Origin of the sequence: Enterobacter sp. WCHEn090032 (assembly GCF_003986875.1) — a bacterium.
In the GTDB taxonomy this organism is placed as follows: Bacteria; Pseudomonadota; Gammaproteobacteria; order Enterobacterales; family Enterobacteriaceae; genus Enterobacter; species Enterobacter sichuanensis.
The window spans coordinates 1-18807 of record NZ_RXRN01000035.1; the positions used below are offsets into that span (position 1 = coordinate 1).

The window sequence follows — 18807 nt, forward strand, 5'->3', positions numbered from 1 at the left end:
GCCATTAATTTTCCTGAAGCAACATTTATCGCTTCCGGTAAAAAATATTACTGGGATTCCTCTCCCCTTTGGGGAGAGGGTCAGGGTGAGGGGCGTTAGCTGAAATCACCCTGCTGGCGCGCCACCAGCGTCAGAATGGAGTAGAGCGCCACCGCCTGCTGGTGCTGGTTGAAAATCTCAACCGCCCATTCCACCACGCCGGTGGGTTTTTCCTCTGCGGTACGCTGTTTCTTCAGCGTTTTACGTTTGCAGGTGAGACGTACCTGAATGGTATCGCCCGGTTTCACCGGCTCGATAAAGCGCAGGTTTTCCATACCGTAGTTGGCTATGACCGGCCCGACGCCCGCGTCGACGAACAGTCCTGCCGCGGCGGAGATCAGGAAGTAGCCGTGCACCACGCGCTCGCCAAAGATCGACTCTGCCGCGCCGATCTTGTCCATATGGGCGTAGAAGTGGTCGCCGCTCAGGCAGGCAAAGTTCACGATGTCCGCTTCCGTCAGGGTACGACGCGGCGTCAGCAGGCTGTCGCCCGGCTGCAGCTCCTCGAAGTATTTGCGGAACGGATGCACGCGATCTTCCTGCACCGTTGCGCCGCGTACCCACTGTTTGCCAATGGCGGCCAGCATGGTCGGACTGCCCTGGATCGCGGTGCGCTGCAGGTAGTGCTTCACCGCGCGCAGTCCGCCCAGCTCTTCGCCACCGCCCGCGCGGCCCGGACCGCCGTGAACCAGCTGCGGCAGCGGGGAGCCGTGCCCGGTAGACTCTTTTGCGGATTCCTCGTTAAGGATCTGAATACGGCCGTGGGCGCGCGCCGCACCGGCAATAAACTGGCGGGCAATGGCCGAATCGGCGGTAACCAGCGTTCCCGCCAGGCTGCCGCCGCCGGCGCGGGCAAGCTGCATCGCGTGCTGCGCATTGCGATATGGCATCAGGGTTGCAACCGGGCCGAAAGCCTCTGTTGCGTGGACCGCAGGGGTTTCATCCGGCTGCGGACAGAACAGCAGGGTCGGCGGGAAGAATGCGCCAGCGGCCTGCAAATCCGCTTTTCCACCCAGACGGATCTGACAGCCAGCGGCGATCAGCTGATTCACCTTCTCCTGCACGTCCGCGCGCTGTTCAGCGTTGACCAGCGCGCCCATCTTCACCCCTTCCTGCGCCGGGTCGCCCACCACCACCTTTTCCAGCCGCGCAATCAGCGCCTGGCTGACGGCCTCAATCTGGTTTTGCGGGACGATAATGCGGCGGATGGCGGTACATTTTTGTCCGGCCTTGGCGGTCATCTCACGCACCACTTCCCGGATGAACAGGGCGAACTCCGGCTGTTCCGGGGTGACGTCTTCACCCAGCACGCAGCAGTTCAGGGAGTCGGCCTCCATGGTGAATGGAATGGAATTCGCCACAATATTGGAGTGCACGCGCAGGCTTTGTCCGGTGCTGGCGGAGCCGGTAAAGGTGACCACGTCCTGGCTGTCGAGCTGTTCGAGCAGATCGCCCGCGCCGCCGCAGATCAGGCTAATGGCGCCGTCCGGCACCAGTCCGCTGTCCACGATGGATTTCACCATCGCCTGCGTGACCTGCGCGGTAGCGGTCGCGGGTTTGATAATGGCGGGCATGCCGGCAAGCCACGTCGGCGCCAGTTTTTCCAGCATCCCCCAGCAGGGGAAGTTAAAGGCGTTGATATGCACCGCCACGCCGGACTTCGAGGTCAGAACGTGACGCGCCGCAAAGCCGCCTTCTTTTGACAGCGGGATCAGTTCATCCTCCGGCCACAGCGTGTCATCCGGCAGTTCACGGCTGCCCAGGCTGGCGTAAGTGAAGAGGGTGCCGATGCCGCCTTCAATATCGACCCAGCTGTCTGCTTTCGTCGCCCCGGTCTGGGCGGAGAGGGCATAAAACGTCTCTTTCTCACCCAGCAGGTGTTTTGCCACCGCCTTCAGCATGGCCGCACGTTCGATAAAGGTCATCGCGTGAAGTGCTTCGCCGCCGCGCTCAATTGCATAGCGTCGGGCGGCTGCCATATCCAGCCCTTCGCTGGTCACGCTCCACAGCGCTTCGCCACTGATGGCGTGATGAATAGTGCGTTCACGTCCCCGGCCAGACTGCCAGGTACCGGACAAGAAGCTGGCTAACTGCTGCATCGCTTATCTCCAAATGTTACGTAATTTCACTATTAATAGTTTGATCGTGAATCATAAAAATCAAGCTGAGTTTTAATGAATTGTTAACATTGTGATCCGGGATGACGAATTATTGCGTTCACATCGCAGTGATGCGAGGCGCTCAGGTAAAGCCTTGCGAGCGACATCACAAAACCAGGAAACAATTCTTGGGGTTATATTTAACCTTTGTGTAACTTTTAAAAAACAAAGTGATTCAACATTACGCTTTAGTTTGCAATCTAACGAATCATAAAGGTGATGACGTGACGCAAGAACAACGGTTTGAGCAGCGCATAGCGCAGGAGACGGCGATTGAGCCTCAGGACTGGATGCCTGACGCCTACCGTAAGACGTTGATCCGCCAGATTGGTCAGCATGCGCACTCCGAAATTGTCGGCATGCTGCCGGAGGGGAACTGGATCACCCGCGCGCCGACGCTGCGTCGAAAGGCGATCCTGCTGGCGAAGGTGCAGGACGAAGCCGGACACGGGCTCTACCTCTACAGCGCAGCCGAAACGCTGGGCTGCGCGCGGGAAGACCTCTACCAGAAGATGCTCGACGGCAAGATGAAGTACTCCTCCATTTTTAACTATCCGACCCTGAGCTGGGCCGATATCGGCGTGATTGGCTGGCTGGTAGATGGCGCCGCCATCGTCAACCAGGTGGCACTGTGCCGCACCTCTTACGGGCCCTATGCCCGGGCGATGGTGAAAATTTGTAAAGAAGAGAGCTTCCACCAGCGGCAGGGCTTTGAAGCCTGCATGGCGCTGGCGCAGGGGAGCGAGGCCCAGCGCCAGATGCTGCAGGACGCCATCAACCGCTTCTGGTGGCCGGCGCTGATGATGTTCGGGCCGAACGATGACAACTCGCCGAACAGCGCCCGCAGCCTGGCCTGGAAAATCAAACGTTTCGGTAATGACGAACTGCGCCAGCGCTTTGTCGACAACACGGTGCCGCAGGTGGAGATGCTGGGCATGACGGTGCCCGATCCCGATCTGCGCTTTGACGAAGAGAGCGGTCACTACCGTTTCGGCGAGATCGACTGGCAGGAGTTTGAAGAGGTCATTAACGGACGCGGGATCTGCAATCACGAACGCCTGGCGGCCAAGCGTAAAGCCTGGGAAGAGGGGGCATGGGTGCGGGAAGCCGCGCTGGCGCATGCTGAAAAACAACGCGCCCGTCAGGCCGCATAAGAGGAAATAACCATGAGCAATGTCTACTGGCCGCTGTACGAGGTGTTCGTACGCAGCAAACAAGGGTTGTCCCACCGTCACGTGGGCAGTCTGCATGCCGCCGACGACCGCATGGCGCTGGAAAATGCCCGTGATGCCTACACCCGGCGCAGCGAAGGATGCTCTATCTGGGTGGTGAAGGCGAGCGAGATTGTCGCCTCCCAGCCGGAAGAGAGCGGCGAGTTCTTCGACCCGGCGGAAAGCAAGGTTTACCGCCATCCGACGTTTTACACCCTCCCCGACGGCATCGAGCACATGTGAGGCAAAGAATGAATTCAGTGACTGCCTATGCCCTCCGTCTGGGCGACAACGGTCTGGTGCTCTCCCAGCGTCTGGGCGCCTGGTGTGGCCACGCCCCGGAGCTGGAAATTGACCTCGCGCTCGCCAATATCGGGCTTGACCTGCTGGGCCAGGCGCGCAATTTCCTGAGCTATGCTGCCGGGCTGGAAGGACAGGGCGATGAAGACACGCTGGCGTTTGGTCGTGACGAGCGTCAGTTCCGCAATCTTCTGCTGGTGGAACAGCCGAACGGCAGCTTCGCCGACACGATTGCCCGCCAGTATCTGATGGATGCCTGGAACGTCGCGCTGTACGAACGCCTGACCCAAAGCCGCGACAGCCAGCTTGCCGCCATCGCCGCCAAAGCGGTTAAAGAGGCACGCTACCACCTGCGCTTTAGCCGCGGCTGGCTGGTGCGGCTGGGGGACGGCACCGAAACCTCCGCGCAAAAAATGCAGCAGGCCATCGACAACCTGTGGCGTTTTACGGCGGAGCTGTTTGAGGCGGATGACGTCGAGCTGGAATTGATTGACGCCGGCGTGGCGGTTGACCCGCGCACGCTGCGTCAGCCGTGGGAAAGCGAAGTTTTTGCCGGTCTGAATGAAGCCTGCCTGCGGGTGCCCGAAGAGGTGGCGTACCGCACCGGGGGCAAGAAAGGGCTGCATACCGAACATCTCGGTCCGATGCTGGCGGAAATGCAGTATCTCCAGCGCGCGTATCCCGGTCAGCAGTGGTAAAGGAGAACGCTATGCAACGCCTCGTCGACATCGCGCCTGCGCAAATTCCGCAAATCTGGGCGCTGTTAAGCCAGATCCCGGACCCGGAAGTGCCGGTACTCACCATCACCGATTTAGGCATGGTGCGCAGCGTGAAGGCGCAGGGGGAAGGCTGGGTTATTGGCTTCACGCCCACCTACTCGGGGTGTCCGGCAACGGAACATCTGCTGGGGGCGATCCGCGACGCGATGACCGCCCATGGCTTTACCCCGGTGCATATCGTGCTCCAGCTTGAACCCGCCTGGACCACCGACTGGATGACCGCCGACGCGCGCGAGCGCCTGCGGGCATACGGCATCAGCCCGCCTGTGGGCCATAGCTGTCACGCGCACGCGCCAGCCGGGGTGAGCTGCCCGCGCTGCGCCAGCACCGACACCTCGCTTATCAGTGAATTTGGTTCGACGGCCTGCAAAGCGCTCTATCGCTGTAATGCCTGCCGTGAGCCCTTCGACTATTTCAAATGTATTTGAGGCTGCCATGACAACGTTTCATTCATTAACAGTGGCAAAAGTGGAACCCGAAACCCGCGATGCGGTGACCATCACGTTCGCGGTGCCGCAGGCGCTGCAGGAAGCCTACCGCTTTCGTCCCGGCCAGCACCTGACCCTGAAAACGACGCTGGGCGGGGATGAGCTGCGCCGCTGCTACTCCATCTGCCGGAGTAGCGCTCCGGGCGAGATCAGTGTGGCGGTCAAAGCCATCGAAGGCGGGCGCTTTTCGCGCTTTGCCCGGGATGAGATCAAAGCGGGTATGGCGCTGGAGGTGATGGTTCCCCAGGGACAGTTTGGCTACCAGCCGCAGGCAGGGCGCGAGGGGCACTATCTGACGATTGCGGCAGGCTCCGGGATCACCCCGATGCTGGCGATTATCTCCGCGACGCTGGCGATCGAACCGAACAGCCATTTCACGCTGATCTACGGCAACCGCAGCAGCCAGAGCATGATGTTCCGCCAGGCGCTGGCGGACCTGAAGGACAAATACCCCCAGCGGCTGCAGCTGGTCTCCATCTTCAGCCAGGAGCGGCTGGACAGCGACCTGCTTTATGGCCGCATCGACGGGGAGAAGCTGCAGGCGCTGGCGAAAACCCTGATCAACTTCCGCCAGTATGACGAAGCGTTTATCTGCGGCCCATCGGCGATGATGGACGACGCCGAAGCCGCGCTGAAGGCGCTGGGAATGCCGGATAAATCGATTCATCTTGAGCGCTTCAATACCGCCGGAATCACTGTTAAACGCGCGGTGCACGTGCAGGCACAAGGTCAGAAAGTGACCGTGCGCCAGGACGGACGCGACCGTGAAATCACCCTGACGGCGGACGACGAAAGCATACTTGATGCCGCCCTGCGCCAGGGGGCGGATCTCCCGTATGCCTGCAAGGGCGGCGTGTGCGCCACCTGTAAATGCAAAGTGCTGCGCGGGAAGGTGGACATGGCGACCAACTACAGCCTGGAGCCGGACGAGCTGGCCGCCGGGTATGTGCTGAGCTGCCAGTCGTTGCCGCTTACCGCTGACGTTATCGTGGATTTTGACGCGAAGGGGATGGCATGAGCGAACTGACTGTCACCCGTCATGGCCGCGTGCTGCAGCTGACGTTGAACCGTCCGGCGGCGCGCAATGCCCTCAACAATGCGCTGCTAACGCAGCTGGCGGAGCAGCTTGAGGCCGCCGCAGCGGATACCGGAGTCGCTGTCTGCGTGATTTACGGCAACGAGCGCTGCTTTGCCGCCGGGGCGGATCTCAGTGAAATGGCACAGAAAGACCTGCCTGCCACCCTGAACGATATTCGCCCGCAGCTGTGGGCACGTATCAACGCTTTTCCTAAACCGCTGATCGCCGCCGTGAACGGCTTCGCGCTGGGAGCGGGCTGCGAGCTGGCGCTGCTGTGCGACGTGGTGATTGCCGGTGACAACGCCCGTTTTGGCCTGCCGGAAATCACGCTCGGCATTATGCCCGGCGCGGGCGGTACCCAGCGTCTTATCCGCTGCGTCGGTAAATCGCTGGCCAGCAAAATGGTGCTGACCGGCGAGAGCATTTCCGCCGGGCAGGCGCTGAGCGCCGGGCTGGTCAGTGATGTTTTCCCGGCCGCGCTGACGCTGGAGTATGCCCTGAAGCAGGCGAGCCTGATGGCGCGCCACTCGCCGCTGGCACTGCAGACGGCGAAACAGGCGCTGCGCCAGTCTCAGGAGGTGCCGCTGCAGGCCGGGCTGGCCCAGGAGCGTCAGCTGTTTACGCTGCTCTCTGCCACTGAAGACCGCCGGGAAGGCATCGACGCCTTCTTACAAAAACGCACCCCCGACTTTAAAGGACGCTAATTGTGGAATTTATTCTCAGTCATGTAGAACAGGGCGTAATGACCCTTACGCTGAACCGTCCGGAGCGTCTGAACAGCTTCAATGACGTGATGCATCAGCAACTCGCCGAGTGCCTGAAACAGGCTGAGCGTGATGACACCGTTCGCTGCCTGCTGATCACCGGCGCCGGACGCGGTTTCTGTGCCGGTCAGGATCTGAATGACCGTAATGTCGACCCCAACGGCCCGGCGCCGGATCTGGGTATGTCCGTTGAAACCTTTTACAACCCGCTGGTTCGTCGCCTGGCAAAACTGCCGAAGCCGGTCATCTGCGCGGTCAACGGCGTGGCGGCCGGAGCCGGTGCCACGCTGGCGCTCGGGTGCGACATGGTGATTGCGGCGCGTTCCGCCAGTTTTGTGATGGCCTTCAGCAAGCTCGGGTTAGTCCCGGACTGCGGTGGCACCTGGCTGCTGCCGCGGGTAGCCGGACGCGCCCGTGCCATGGGGCTGGCGCTGCTCGGTGACAAGCTGAGCGCCGAACAGGCGCAGGCCTGGGGGATGATCTGGCAGGTGGTGGATGACGAACAGCTCTCCGCTACCGCGCAGCAGATGGCGCTGCACTTTGCGTCGCAGCCGACCTTCGGACTGGGGCTGATCAAGCAGGCGATCAATGCCGCGGAAACCAACACCCTGGACGCTCAACTCGATCTCGAGCGCGACTATCAACGTCTGGCCGGGCGCAGCGACGACTATCGCGAGGGCGTCAGCGCCTTCCTGGCGAAGCGCGCGCCACACTTTACGGGGAAATAAGATGTTGAACATACGGACTGTCGCCGTGATTGGCAGCGGCACGATGGGTGCTGGCATCGCCGAGGTTGCTGCCAGCCATGGCCATCAGGTGCTGATTTACGACATCTCCGCCGATGCGATTTCACGCGCCATTGAGGGGATCCGCCAGCGTCTGGCTTCCCGGGTCACGCGCGGCAAACTCTCTGCAGATACCAGCGGACAGATCCTCGCCCGGCTGCTCCCGGTCACTGATATCAGCGCGCTCTCTACGGCGGAGCTGGTGATAGAGGCCGCTTCTGAGCGTCTTGAGGTGAAAAAAGCGCTGTTTGTCCGGCTGGCTGAGATCTGCCCGGCGCAGACGGTACTGACCAGCAACACCTCTTCCATTTCGATCACGGCAATCGCGGCGGATGTACACCACCCGGAACGCGTCGCGGGGCTGCATTTCTTTAACCCGGCGCCGGTGATGAAGCTGGTGGAAGTGGTCAGCGGGCTGGCGACCTCCCCGGAAGTGGCCGACGCGCTGTGCGAGCTGGCGCTCAACTGGGGGAAACAGCCGGTTCGCTGCCAGTCAACGCCGGGGTTCATCGTCAACCGCGTCGCGCGTCCGTTCTATTCCGAAGCCTGGCGCGCGCTGGAAGAGCAGGTGGCAGCACCAGAGGTGATTGACGCTGCCCTGCGCGAAGGGGGCGGTTTCCCGATGGGGCCGCTGGAGCTGACCGACATGATTGGTCAGGACGTTAATTTTGCGGTGACCTGCTCGGTATTTAACGCCTTCTGGCAGGAGCGGCGTTTTCTCCCCTCGCTGGTGCAGCAGGAGCTGGTGCTGGCTGGAAGGCTGGGCAAAAAGAGCGGGAAGGGCGTTTACGACTGGCAGGGTGACAAACCCACCGTACAGTGGATTGAGACCGTAGATGACAGCTACAGCCCGATGCGCGTTGAGAAAGAACGTGACAGTGTCACAAAAATTGATGATGTGTATCTCATCGAAACGCAGGGGGAAACCGCGCAGGCGCTGGCGTTACGCCTGAGCGGCCCGGTGGTGGTGGTAGACCGCATTGAAGGCGACGTGGCGGTGATTGCGGCCGCCGCCAGCAACCCCCTGACCTCGACGCAAAAAGTCATCCGCTACCTGCAACAGCAGGGAAAACGGGTGGTGCAAATCGCCGATTATCCTGGCCTGTTGATCTGGCGCACGGTGGCGATGATTGCCAATGAAGCGCTGGATGCCCTGCAAAAAGGGGTGGCCAGCGAGAAGGATATCGATACCGCCATGCGTCTTGGCGTCAACTACCCGAGCGGCCCGATCGCCTGGGGGGAACGACTGGGCTGGCAGCGCCTGCTGACGCTGCTGGAGAACCTGCAGCGCCATTATGGTGAAGAACGCTATCGCCCCTGTTCACTGCTACGCCAGCGCGCGCTTCTGGAGAGTAGCTATGAGTCATAACGCCTGGCACAACGCCCGCGCCATGTACGAACGGGATGCCTGCGCGCAGGCGATGGGGATGGATATTGTCGAGATGGACGAGGGCTACGCGGTGGTGACCATGACCATCACCCCGCAGATGCTCAACGGGCACAACACTTGCCACGGCGGACAGCTGTTTTCGCTGGCGGACACTGCTTTTGCCTACGCCTGCAACAGCCAGGGGCTGGCAGCGGTGGCCTCAGGCTGCTCGATTGATTTTCTGCGTCCGGGCTTTGCCGGGGACACGCTTACCGCCACCGCGCGGGTGAAGCATCAGGGCAAGCTGACGGGCGTGTATGACATTGAGATCCAAAATCAACAACAGAAAACCGTCGCCCTTTTTCGCGGGAAATCTCACCGCATCGGCGGCAGTGTGACAGGAGAGGCCTGATGGGTGATGCATTTATTTGTGATGGCGTTCGAACCCCGGTGGGGCGCTACGGCGGCGCGCTTTCCACGGTAAGAACCGACGATCTCGGTGCCGTGCCGCTGCGCGCGCTGCTGGCCCGCTACCCGCAGCTCGACCTCGAGCGGATAGATGATGTGATTTTCGGCTGCGCCAACCAGGCGGGGGAAGATAACCGCAACGTGGCGCGTATGTCGGCATTGCTGGCCGGGCTCCCGCAAACGGTCTCCGGGACCACCATCAACCGCCTGTGCGGCTCCGGGCTGGACGCGATTGGTTTTGCCGCACGCGCTATCAGGGCGGGCGACGGCGATCTGCTGATTGCGGGCGGCGTGGAGTCGATGTCCCGTGCGCCGTTTGTGATGGGCAAAGCCACCGCCGCGTTTCAGCGTCAGGCGGAGATATTTGATACCACCATCGGCTGGCGATTTGTGAATCCGCTCATGCATCAGCACTTCGGAACGGACAGTATGCCGGAAACGGCAGAGAATGTAGCTGAACTGTTAAATATCAGTCGTGCCGATCAGGACGCTTTTGCGCTGCGCAGCCAGCAGCGTACCGCACAGGCGCAGCAGAACGGCATTCTGGCGCAGGAGATCGTGCCGGTGCAGGTAGCGGGTAAAAAGGGCGCGGTCACCGAATTCAGCGTGGATGAACATCCGCGTGCGGACACCACGCTTGAACAGCTGGCCGCACTGAAAACGCCGTTCCGTCAAAACGGGGTAGTCACGGCGGGCAATGCCTCCGGCGTCAACGACGGCGCGGCGGCGCTGATCGTTGCCAGCGAGCAGACGGCGCTGGCGCAGGGGTTAGTCCCGCGCACGAGGATCGTGGCGATGGCAACGGCTGGCGTGGCGCCACGCCTGATGGGATTAGGCCCGGTACCTGCCACCCGCAAGGTGCTGGAGCGTGCCGGGCTCAGTATTAACGATATGGACGTTATCGAACTTAACGAAGCTTTCGCCTCCCAGGCGCTGGGCGTGCTGCGTCAGCTGGGGCTGCCGGATGATGCCGCACACGTTAACCCAAACGGTGGGGCGATTGCGCTGGGCCACCCGCTCGGCATGAGCGGGGCCAGGCTGGCGCTGGCAGCCAGCAATGAACTGCATCGACGCGGCGGGCGGTACGCGCTGTGTACGATGTGCATCGGTGTGGGTCAGGGCATTGCCATGATCCTTGAGCGTGTTTGATCAAATTTTCAATGTGAGTACCCTGCAATGACAACGACAAATACAACAAAGCTTGATCCGATTGAGACGGCCTCCATTGACGAGTTACAGGCGCTGCAGACCGAGCGTCTGAAATGGACGCTGCATCACGCCTGGAACAACGTGCCGATGTACAAACGCAAGTTTGACGCCGCGGGCGTTCACCCTGACGATTTCAAAGAGCTGGCGGATATCCGTAAATTCCCGTGCACCACCAAGCAGGACCTGCGGGATAACTACCCATTCGATACCTTTGCCGTGCCGATGGAGCAGGTAGTGCGTATTCACGCCTCATCCGGTACCACCGGCAAACCGACGGTTGTCGGCTACACGCAAGGCGACATTGACAACTGGGCCAATCTGGTGGCCCGTTCCCTGCGCGCCGCGGGCGGCAGCGCGAAGGACAAAATTCACGTGGCGTATGGCTATGGCCTGTTTACCGGCGGGCTGGGGGCACACTATGGCGCCGAGCGCTTAGGGGCGACGGTGATCCCGATGTCCGGCGGCCAGACGGAGAAACAGGCGCAGCTGATCCGTGATTTCCAGCCGGATATGATCATGGTGACGCCCTCCTACTGCCTAAACCTGATTGAGGAGCTGGAGCGGCAGATGGGCGGCGATGCCAGCAGTTGTTCCCTGCGCGTGGGTGTCTTCGGCGCCGAGCCGTGGACCCAGGCGATGCGCCGCGAAATTGAGAAACGCTTAGGCATCACGGCGCTGGACATCTATGGCCTCTCGGAGGTCATGGGACCCGGGGTGGCGATGGAGTGTATCGAAACCGTTGACGGCCCGACCATCTGGGAGGATCACTTCTACCCGGAAATCGTCAACCCGAACGATGGCACGCCGCTGGATGACGGCGAGCAGGGCGAACTGCTGTTCACCACGCTGACCAAAGAGGCGTTGCCGGTGATCCGCTATCGCACCCGCGACCTGACGCGTCTGCTGCCGGCGACGGCGCGCAGCATGCGCCGCATGGACCGCATCAGCGGTCGCAGTGACGATATGCTGATCATCCGCGGCGTTAACGTCTTCCCGTCACAGCTGGAAGAGGAGATTGTGAAGTTCGAACACCTCTCTCCGCACTACCAGCTGGAGGTCAACCGTCGTGGGCATCTTGATTCACTTTCCGTGAAGGTGGAGCTAAAAGAGAGCAGCCTGACGCTAACGCACGAGCAGCGTTGCCAGGTGTGTCACCAGCTGCGTCACCGCATCAAGTCGATGGTGGGGATTTCCACCGACGTGACGATCGTGAACTGCGGCAGTATCCCGCGCTCAGAGGGCAAAGCCTGCCGGGTGTTTGATCTGCGTAAGGTGGCGGCCAACGGTTGATACACCCCCCCCCTCATCCTGACCTTCTCCCCGAAGGGGAGAAGGGACTGTACGGTGCGGTCTTTTCCCTCCACCGAAAGGGGTGAAGGGACTGCTCGGTGCGGTCTTTTCCCCTCTCCCCTCTGGGGAGAGGGTCAGGGTGAGGGTCCTATGCTATGATTCATCCAGGACAAAAATAACAACAGAATGAATCACATGAATAAACTCGACGCCTTTATCCAGCACGCGGTCAGCTCCGTTCCAGTCAGCGGGACATCCCTTATTTCCTCGTTATACGGTGATGCGCTTTCCCATCGCGGCGGTGAGATTTGGCTCGGTAGTCTGGCCGCCCTGCTGGAAGGGATGGGGTTTGGTGAACGCTTCGTGCGTACCGCGCTGTTCCGCCTCAACAAAGAGGGCTGGCTCGACGTCTCGCGCATCGGGCGGCGCAGTTTTTACCGCCTGAGCGATAAAGGGCTGCGCCTGACGCGTCGCGCGGAGAATAAGATCTACCGCGCGGAACTGCCCGCCTGGGACGGTAAATGGTTACTGCTGCTCTCCGAGGGGCTGGATAAAAACACCCTCGCCGACGTCAAAAAACAGCTTATCTGGCAGGGGTTTGGCACGCTGGCGCCGAGCCTGATGGCCTCGCCGTCGCAGCATCTGGCGGATGTGCAGTCCCTGCTACACGATGCCGGCGTGGCGGAAAACGTGATTTTCTTTGAAGCCCACTCGCCGCTGGCGCTCTCCCGCGCCGCGCTGCGTTCCCGGGTCGAAGAGTGCTGGCAGTTGACCGAGCAAAACGCGATGTACGAGACGTTTATCACCTCGTTCCGCCCGCTGCTGCCGCTGCTGAAAGAGGCCGCGCCGGAAGAGTTGACGCCGGAACGCTGCTTCCAGATCCAGCTGTTACTGATCCACTTTTATCGTCGTGTGGTGCTAAAAGACCCGCTGCTGCCGGAGGAGTTACTGCCTGCGCACTGGGCCGGGCAAAGCGCCCGACAGCTCTGCATCAATATTTATCAGCGTGTGGCACCGGGGGCGCTGGCGTTTGTCAGCGAGAAGGGCGAAACCTCCGTCGGCGAACTGCCTGTGCCCGGCACGCTCTACTATCAACGCTTTGGCGGCTTGACATGCGCATAAGGAGTGAGGATGCCTGTTTATCAAATTGACGGTCTGACGCCGGTGGTACCGGACGAGAGCTATGTACACCCAACGGCGGTGCTGATTGGCGACGTGATTCTGGGCAAAGGCGTTTATGTCGGCCCCAATGCCAGCCTGCGCGGTGATTTTGGCCGTATCGTGGTGAAAGACGGGGCGAACATTCAGGATAACTGCGTCATGCACGGTTTCCCGGAGCAGGACACGGTGGTGGAAGAGGACGGGCATATTGGCCACAGTGCGATCCTTCACGGCTGTGTGATCCGCCGCAATGCGCTGGTGGGCATGAACGCGGTGGTGATGGACGGCGCCGTCATTGGTGAGAACAGCATCGTCGGCGCCGCGGCGTTCGTGAAGGCGAAAGCGGAGATGCCCGCCAACCATTTGATCATCGGCAGCCCGGCAAAAGCGATCCGCGAGCTGAGCGAGCAGGAGCTGGCCTGGAAGCAGCAGGGCACGCGGGAGTATCAGGTGCTGGTGGAACGCTGCAAGCTGACGATGCATCAGGTAGAGCCGCTGCGTGAGGTTGAGCCAGAGCGGAAACGGCTGACGTTTGATGAGAATTTACGGCCGAAGTCGGCGGTGTAAGGAGAGGTCCGCTTCGCGGCAGAAGCGGACGAAAGAGACTTATCTTGTGCTTAGCGCCAGTTTAGCCGCGAAGCACAAAAACAAGCCTCCAGTTGCCCTGTCCATAACCTTGATCACGCCACTTCTCTTCAGGATGCCTGATGCAAAATGTGTCGATAAAATAAGCGTCACTGACCATATCGTGCCGATTGTCACGTGGATACTGACCAGCAAAAACGTCCAGAGTAAAGGAGAGTGTCCGGCAGGTATAAACTGAGGCAAAAAAGAGACATAGAAAATACCCATTTTGGGGTTGAGCACATTACCCATCATCCCTCTCATAAACCAGTTCCCATGAGAAGCATGGTTGCCGTCGCTGAGACCGAAAGACGATCGGGGACGTACCAGCAGCTGTAAGCCCAGCCAGCTTAAATAGGCTGCACCACAAATTTTCAGCACGGTGTATGCCAGCTCAGAAACGGCCAGCAGAGCACCAAGCCCCAAAGCGACCAGCGCTCCCCATATAAAACAGCCAGCATCGATGCCAAGCGCAGTGTGAATAGCTTTTCGTCCCCCTTCAGCGCAGGCCGTTCGAAGAATCAGAGCCGTATCCAGGCCAGGCGTGAGAGTGAGCAGGAGTGCAGCGAAGGAGAAAGTGAGAAGTGAATCAGCAACAGTCATTTTCTTTACCCGAAAGATTGGATTTTACTCACAGACCTGATCCCACGCAATCCATTGCTGAAATTTAACCGCTGGTTGAGTCGGTGAAGATGGTTTCTTAACCGGTCTTACATCGCAACGCGCTAGTGTTATCAAGAAACGCTTCAGGTGGCCGATAATAATCTATGGATTAAACGTAATTCCTGAAAATAAAAATGGATGATTCCGATGAAAATGACTTATAAGCATATCCAACAACCTTGTCAGCATGAAGGGTGTGGTATTGCTGTTATGGCCCGTTTACTTCAAAAAACTTATGAAGAAACGTTACACATTGCAATGGAAAAAGGTTTCTGTGATAAATATAAACGTGTCAATCTTGCGCAAATGAAACGATTTTTGCTTTATATCGGATTGGAGAATGTTTCGTTTATAAAACACGACGGGGCCAGTGAACCGAAAAATAATGGTATATTTCATGGCCGCTGGGATAATGTTACGAGTGGGGCTCGCCACTGGATTGCCTGCTACGAAGGTCTGTATTTTGATCCTTTATTACCTCATCCCGTACCTCATTTACCTGAGGGGTTCCATGTGACGCAAATTTTCAATCATCCTTGAGTATTAACGGCTGAAAGACACATTTTATCGGGAAAGTAGCACGTATTGGGACTTATATAGCGGCGTATAGATATTTTAATCCTCAATGTCGCTCAGTGGCTGTAAAGATCCGAATCACGTGCTATGTGGTAATGTTGAGGGTGAATACATTCCGCTTTGAGGTTGCCGGTATGTCGCATTTTTATCAATTTACAGCCACCCGCCTTGATGGCCGACCGGTCGCTATGGCCGACTACGAGGGTAAGGTGGTGCTGGTCGTGAATACGGCTAGCCTGTGTGGCTTTACGCCGCAGTACGCTGCTCTTGAAGCGTTATACAAGAAATACGCGCCTCAGGGATTTGTCGTGCTTGGCTTTCCCTGTAATCAGTTCGGTAAACAGGAGCCCGGCGGCGCCGACGACATCTCAAGAACCTGCCACATAAACTACGGTGTCAGTTTTCCGATATTCGAGAAAATAGAGGTCAATGGCGCCGCCGCGCACCCGCTGTTTCGTTACCTGAAAGAGGAATTGCCCGGCGTGCTGGGTGGGCGGATCAAGTGGAACTTTACGAAATTCCTGATTGGACGCAACGGTAAACCGCTCAAACGTTTTGCACCGATGACCACGCCCGAGAAAATGGAATCGGCGATCCGTGCCGCACTGACAGGCTAATTATTAGTAGTTGAGTAGCGACCACCAGTTACGAAAGAATAGGCCAACACTGTTGAGGTTTAAATGGATTTAGGGAGCAAGACGTGGGCGTGTCTGACACAGTAAAGAAAATCGTGATGCTGGCCATTGTGGCGAGCCTGGCTGCGGGATGCGCGCCGTTACATCCTTCCGGGTGCCATAAGACCACGGCAACGGGGTCTTGTGGTTCCGGACGCTGGGACGATCAGGATGAATGGGGGGCGCAGGCACGGGCGATCAAGGCGGCAATAGAAGACAAAATTGACGAGCCGCAAAAGTGGAAAGGGAAAAAATGCCGGTTGCATATTGAATTTGCTCAGGATGGCACGGCGTTAGCTATCTCAACCAGCGACGGCAATAAAGCCTGGTGCGAAGCGCTAAAATCAGCAGCCCAAAAAGCCACATTCCCGGCCTTCAATAATCCGGAAGTCTACAGAGATTTTCAAAAATCCGGCTTTGACATGCGAGGTTAGCGCAGAAAAGGCCCCATCAGGGGCCTGAACTGTATTAACAATCGACTGCGTTTCGCCTGGATTAGAAGCGATATTGCAGACCCGCTGTAATGGTATAGTTGTGGTTAGAAATACCCGCAGCGTCCCCACCAATAGAACCGGACTGCCCGGTATTGGTATCAATAATCTGCGTACCGCCTTTACCTTCTTCGTAGCTGCTATAGGTAAATTCAGCAAATACTTTGGCATGCGGAGTGACATAATACCCGGCATCGACCGATGCGCCATAATAGCGGGAATCGGTAGTTTTCTCACGGAAGGTCAGATCGCGCATGTAGTGCTCATCGTTATCATGCGCACGGACCCAGTCACTGAATTTAAACAGGGCATTAAACTCAAAGTCATTAAATCGGTACTGTCCTGCAAGACCAATATATGGCATGGAGAAACGCTGGCTATAACCAATGCCGCGTTCGCCTGCCGGGAAGTTCCCTTTATAGGTGCCGTTATCGTAATTGTAAGTACCGCCAGTCGCCGTCCAGCTGAAGCGGGTTTCCTGATAACCTGCGGTAACGCCCGCTTTATAATTATCGCCCTGGAAGATCCAACCTTTTACGTTGAGATCGTATTCATTGGCATAGTTAACGTTCGTCGCTGGATGGCTCGAATGATCTGTCCAGGAGGATTGTTTTGCATTCATCCAGTCATAGTCATCCATATGACCAGAGCCTGATGCGAGGGATGTCCAGCCGCGGGCGTTTAGTGTCAAAAAGGAGTAAGCATCCCAGGAAATATCGCCTTTCAGAATGGCGACATTTTTAATTTTCCAGTCCAGTTGGCTAATTTTTCTTCCTGTCACTTCGTCATAAACCATCTCGTGAGATTTTCCGCTCAGCATCCCGGTAGAGGCTGAAACCGTTAAACTCTCTGGTGAAAAATCCGGAGTGACTTGTGCTGGTCCTGCATATACTGCCCCTGAAAACGCGGCCATCATCATTCCCGCAACGACTTTATTTGTCATTTTTATTTCCCTAAATCAAATTAATCAATGAGTTGCAGACAAATCTTAAAAGTCATACAAATAAGAATCAACTGCCAGTTTTGGTATTTTTTTTTCGTGTCTGAACTTAAGCGAAATATAAGCTTGTGAATACAGGTGTTGTACCCGGCGACAAGATCGGACACATTAATCCCGTGAGTAACCGCCCAACGGTTATTAGCCGAAAAAATAACGCGATGAATATTCATCACTTAAAGGGAAATTATGTCCTTACCTCCGCTGTATGCTCTGCGCGCTTTTGAAGTAGCCGCGCGGCTGAACTCCTTCAGCAAAGCCGCTGAAGTGCTCAATATCACACCGGGTGCGGTCAGCAGGCATGTCCGGACGCTTGAAACGTGGTTTGACTGTGAGCTCTTTAAACGGCAGGGGCCGAGAGTCGAGGTCAGCGACGCCGGGCGTATCCTGGCAGGACAGCTTAGCGAAAGTTTCTCGAATATCGAGTGGGCCTGTCGCGCATTCCGAAGTGAAAATCATCTGTTGCGCCTTAAAGCGCCCAGCACCCTTGCGATGCGTTGGCTTCTGAATGTCCTCAAATCCTTTCGCGAGAACCATGCAAAACCTAAAGTTGAAATCGCCAGCGTCTGGATGGACTTTGACACCGTAGACTTCAGCCGCGAGCCTTATGATTGCGCGATCCTCCTCGGCAATGGCTACTTTGGCGAGTCAACGGAGAGTCGGTTGCTTTTCAGTGAATGGCTCATTCCGGTGTGTACGCCGTCTTTGCTGGAGTCTGCCCGGCACCAACTTTCGCAGTGCGATCTTATCCATCCCTCTCAGGACAGACGGGACTGGAAACGCTGGCTGAAAAGGACCGGGTTATATCCGGGGCTCGACATGAGTGGCGGGATCGTGTTCGACACCCTGGAGCAGGGAAGTCTTGCCGCCATGCACGGGCATGGTATTGCGATGGCCGATCTTCGGCTCACGCTGGAAGCCCTGAAAAGCGGACTGCTTGCATTACCCTTCAGGGAAGCCATCGACACAGGCGACGGCTATTATCTTGTCTGGCCGAAAAACTCACTCAGAACACACAGTATCGAACGTCTGCGGGACTGGCTTAACCTCCATACGCCAGTGGTTCCTGCTCTGGATATTGTCTGTCTGAACGTTGAATAGTCACCTTCGCCCGGCGGCGCTACGCTTGCACGGGCCTGCAACAGAGTCCGGGTAAGCGCAGCGTCACCCGGCAAAAAGGACGGACACAGGCATAACATCAGGCGTAGGGAATATTTGCCATGTGTTTATATCTTTCCGGCAGCGCGCTGTTCAGATTAAGCAATTTATCGATAATATAAAGCGCAGGCGTACCTTTTTCGCGCTCAGCATCAATCAATGCTGAACGTAACAGATTGGCAGCCGTTGTTATTTTCTGAAAATAAGCCTCAGACTCAGGCGTCTGTACTTCACCTGATGCGGCGTAACGCACCCGGGGCCAGTCCGCGAAGTCAAGCAGCGGAAGGAGCCCATCTTCTTTTGGCAGATGCGCCGCGAGCAGCGCCTCGGCGTTACCCGGCGCGCTCTGGGCGAAAGAGAGCAGATGCAGTCGATGAATAAAGGGGGACAGCGCTTCGGAATGTTCTTTTTCTGCTGACAGTATTTTAATTAAGTCATGTAAGCTTTCGGCGATATTATTTTTATGCGGCGCGATAATTTTCATGACCGGGAGTAAAACATCGAGTGTCATAGGTGCTCCATAC

Annotated in this window: 21 protein-coding genes; 17 read left to right on the top strand and 4 right to left on the bottom strand. The window is 58.0% G+C overall.

What is annotated here, in order from left to right; all coding sequences use genetic code 11:
* Nucleotides 1-95: 95 nt before the first annotated feature.
* A complete protein-coding gene (paaZ, locus tag EKN83_RS20765) occupies nucleotides 96-2138 on the bottom strand; it encodes a phenylacetic acid degradation bifunctional protein PaaZ (RefSeq protein WP_126801601.1) in 2043 nt (680 codons plus the stop codon).
* A 284-nt stretch (nucleotides 2139-2422) separates the two neighbouring features.
* On the opposite strand from paaZ, the gene paaA reads away from it, so the two are divergent.
* The 13 genes from paaA to paaY all read left to right on the top strand — a co-directional run bounded on the left by paaA (nucleotide 2423) and on the right by paaY (nucleotide 13667).
* The gene (gene paaA, locus EKN83_RS20770; protein WP_047958490.1) at nucleotides 2423-3352 is read left to right on the top strand and encodes a 1,2-phenylacetyl-CoA epoxidase subunit PaaA; all 930 of its coding nucleotides are present in this window, start codon (nucleotides 2423-2425) and stop codon (nucleotides 3350-3352) included.
* A gap of 12 nt (nucleotides 3353-3364) precedes the next feature.
* Nucleotides 3365-3652, top strand: coding sequence for a 1,2-phenylacetyl-CoA epoxidase subunit PaaB (gene paaB / locus EKN83_RS20775; RefSeq protein ID WP_025757972.1), 288 nt, complete (start codon nucleotides 3365-3367; stop codon nucleotides 3650-3652).
* Nucleotides 3653-3660: 8 nt separating this feature from the next.
* Nucleotides 3661-4407, top strand: coding sequence for a 1,2-phenylacetyl-CoA epoxidase subunit PaaC (gene paaC, locus EKN83_RS20780; protein ID WP_045286531.1), 747 nt, complete (start codon nucleotides 3661-3663; stop codon nucleotides 4405-4407).
* A gap of 11 nt (nucleotides 4408-4418) precedes the next feature.
* Nucleotides 4419-4916 (top strand): 1,2-phenylacetyl-CoA epoxidase subunit PaaD, encoded by a 498-nt coding sequence (gene paaD, locus EKN83_RS20785; RefSeq protein ID WP_025757970.1) that lies wholly within the window; start codon nucleotides 4419-4421, stop codon nucleotides 4914-4916.
* Between the two features lie 7 nt (nucleotides 4917-4923).
* Nucleotides 4924-5994, top strand: coding sequence for a 1,2-phenylacetyl-CoA epoxidase subunit PaaE (gene paaE, locus EKN83_RS20790; RefSeq protein WP_126801603.1), 1071 nt, complete (start codon nucleotides 4924-4926; stop codon nucleotides 5992-5994).
* Nucleotides 5991-6758 carry a 2,3-dehydroadipyl-CoA hydratase PaaF gene (gene paaF / locus EKN83_RS20795; RefSeq protein ID WP_126801604.1) on the top strand — a complete coding sequence of 256 codons (768 nt, stop codon included), beginning with the start codon at nucleotides 5991-5993 and terminating at the stop codon, nucleotides 6756-6758. The genes paaE and paaF overlap by 4 nt, the downstream gene beginning before the upstream one ends.
* Nucleotides 6758-7546: a 2-(1,2-epoxy-1,2-dihydrophenyl)acetyl-CoA isomerase PaaG gene (gene paaG / locus EKN83_RS20800; RefSeq protein ID WP_025757967.1), complete on the top strand. Its 789-nt coding sequence runs from the start codon at nucleotides 6758-6760 to the stop codon at nucleotides 7544-7546. Before paaF ends, paaG begins: the two co-directional genes overlap by 1 nt.
* A gap of 1 nt (nucleotide 7547) precedes the next feature.
* Entirely contained in the window at nucleotides 7548-8972 is a 1425-nt protein-coding gene (gene paaH / locus EKN83_RS20805) for a 3-hydroxyacyl-CoA dehydrogenase PaaH (RefSeq protein WP_126801605.1), read from the top strand.
* The gene (paaI, locus tag EKN83_RS20810) at nucleotides 8962-9384 is read left to right on the top strand and encodes a hydroxyphenylacetyl-CoA thioesterase PaaI (protein ID WP_045286536.1); all 423 of its coding nucleotides are present in this window, start codon (nucleotides 8962-8964) and stop codon (nucleotides 9382-9384) included. Before paaH ends, paaI begins: the two co-directional genes overlap by 11 nt.
* Nucleotides 9384-10589, top strand: coding sequence for a 3-oxoadipyl-CoA thiolase (gene pcaF, locus EKN83_RS20815; protein WP_126801606.1), 1206 nt, complete (start codon nucleotides 9384-9386; stop codon nucleotides 10587-10589). The genes paaI and pcaF overlap by 1 nt, the downstream gene beginning before the upstream one ends.
* A 27-nt stretch (nucleotides 10590-10616) precedes the next feature.
* Nucleotides 10617-11939 carry a phenylacetate--CoA ligase PaaK gene (paaK, locus tag EKN83_RS20820; protein ID WP_126801607.1) on the top strand — a complete coding sequence of 441 codons (1323 nt, stop codon included), beginning with the start codon at nucleotides 10617-10619 and terminating at the stop codon, nucleotides 11937-11939.
* A gap of 186 nt (nucleotides 11940-12125) precedes the next feature.
* The gene (paaX, locus tag EKN83_RS20825) at nucleotides 12126-13061 is read left to right on the top strand and encodes a phenylacetic acid degradation operon negative regulatory protein PaaX (protein WP_126801608.1); all 936 of its coding nucleotides are present in this window, start codon (nucleotides 12126-12128) and stop codon (nucleotides 13059-13061) included.
* A 9-nt stretch (nucleotides 13062-13070) separates the two neighbouring features.
* Complete coding sequence (gene paaY, locus EKN83_RS20830) at nucleotides 13071-13667, top strand: phenylacetic acid degradation protein PaaY (RefSeq protein WP_025757959.1); 597 nt, start codon at nucleotides 13071-13073, stop codon at nucleotides 13665-13667.
* Nucleotides 13668-13706: 39 nt separating this feature from the next.
* Here paaY and EKN83_RS20835 read toward each other — a convergent pair whose 3' ends face one another.
* A complete protein-coding gene (locus tag EKN83_RS20835; protein ID WP_047958500.1) occupies nucleotides 13707-14327 on the bottom strand; it encodes a LysE family translocator in 621 nt (206 codons plus the stop codon).
* Between the two features lie 207 nt (nucleotides 14328-14534).
* Here EKN83_RS20835 and EKN83_RS20840 point away from each other — a divergent pair, with 207 nt between their 5' ends.
* From EKN83_RS20840 to EKN83_RS20850, 3 genes are all read left to right on the top strand, one after another.
* A complete protein-coding gene (locus tag EKN83_RS20840; RefSeq protein ID WP_126801609.1) occupies nucleotides 14535-14927 on the top strand; it encodes a hypothetical protein in 393 nt (130 codons plus the stop codon).
* A gap of 170 nt (nucleotides 14928-15097) precedes the next feature.
* Complete coding sequence (locus EKN83_RS20845) at nucleotides 15098-15580, top strand: glutathione peroxidase (RefSeq protein ID WP_126801610.1); 483 nt, start codon at nucleotides 15098-15100, stop codon at nucleotides 15578-15580.
* Between the two features lie 116 nt (nucleotides 15581-15696).
* The gene (locus tag EKN83_RS20850) at nucleotides 15697-16071 is read left to right on the top strand and encodes a cell envelope integrity TolA C-terminal domain-containing protein (protein WP_126801635.1); all 375 of its coding nucleotides are present in this window, start codon (nucleotides 15697-15699) and stop codon (nucleotides 16069-16071) included.
* 61 nt (nucleotides 16072-16132) lie between these two features.
* Here the strand turns inward: EKN83_RS20850 and EKN83_RS20855 are convergent, their stop codons facing one another.
* Nucleotides 16133-17071, bottom strand: coding sequence for an omptin family outer membrane protease (locus EKN83_RS20855; protein WP_126801611.1), 939 nt, complete (start codon nucleotides 17069-17071; stop codon nucleotides 16133-16135).
* A 243-nt stretch (nucleotides 17072-17314) separates the two neighbouring features.
* Between EKN83_RS20855 and EKN83_RS20860 the strand changes: the two genes are divergently transcribed.
* Complete coding sequence (locus tag EKN83_RS20860) at nucleotides 17315-18226, top strand: LysR substrate-binding domain-containing protein (protein WP_126801612.1); 912 nt, start codon at nucleotides 17315-17317, stop codon at nucleotides 18224-18226.
* 97 nt (nucleotides 18227-18323) lie between these two features.
* Here the strand turns inward: EKN83_RS20860 and EKN83_RS20865 are convergent, their stop codons facing one another.
* Entirely contained in the window at nucleotides 18324-18794 is a 471-nt protein-coding gene (locus EKN83_RS20865) for a hypothetical protein (RefSeq protein ID WP_126801613.1), read from the bottom strand.
* Nucleotides 18795-18807 lie beyond the last annotated feature (13 nt).